The 590-nt window shown below is 70.5% G+C and carries 1 pseudogene; it reads right to left on the bottom strand.

Features of this window, described 5'->3' with window-relative positions:
- A pseudogene (locus VXC91_RS46665) lies at positions 1-590 on the bottom strand (glucose-6-phosphate dehydrogenase); the annotation flags it as partial.

Here is a 590-nt window from a genome sequence, read left to right as displayed (position 1 = left end):
AGCTCGACCTCCTCGGTGCGCGGGAAGAGGTTCGAGTCGCCGAGCAGAACGTCCAGGATCAGACGCTCGTAGGCTTCCGGGCTGGACTCGGTGAACGACTCCCCGTACGCGAAGTCCATGGACACGTCCCGGATCTCCATGGAGGTGCCCGGCACCTTCGACCCGAAGCGGACGGTGACGCCCTCGTCGGGCTGGACACGGATGACGACCGCGTTCTGGCCCAGCTCCTCGGTGGCGGTGGTGTCGAACGGGGAGTGGGGTGCGCGCTGGAAGACGACCGCGATCTCGGTGACGCGGCGGCCCAGGCGCTTGCCGGCACGCAGGTAGAAGGGGACGCCCGCCCAGCGGCGGTTGTCGATCCCCAGCTTCACCGCGGTGTAGGTGTCGGTCCTCGACGCGGGGTCGATGCCGTCCTCCTCGAGGTAGCCGACCGCCTTCTCGCCGCCCTGCCAGCCGGCCGCGTACTGCGCGAACACGGTGTCCCGTCCGAGGCCCGAGGGCAGTCGCACGGCCCCGAGCACCTTGGTCTTCTCGGCGGCGAGCGCGTCCGCGTCGAAGGAGGCGGGCTCCTCCATGGCCGTGAGGGCCAG

This window comes from Streptomyces chiangmaiensis, from assembly GCF_036281785.1.
Lineage (GTDB): Bacteria > Actinomycetota > Actinomycetes > Streptomycetales > Streptomycetaceae > Streptomyces > Streptomyces chiangmaiensis.
This window is presented reverse-complemented; position numbering and strand designations above follow the sequence as displayed.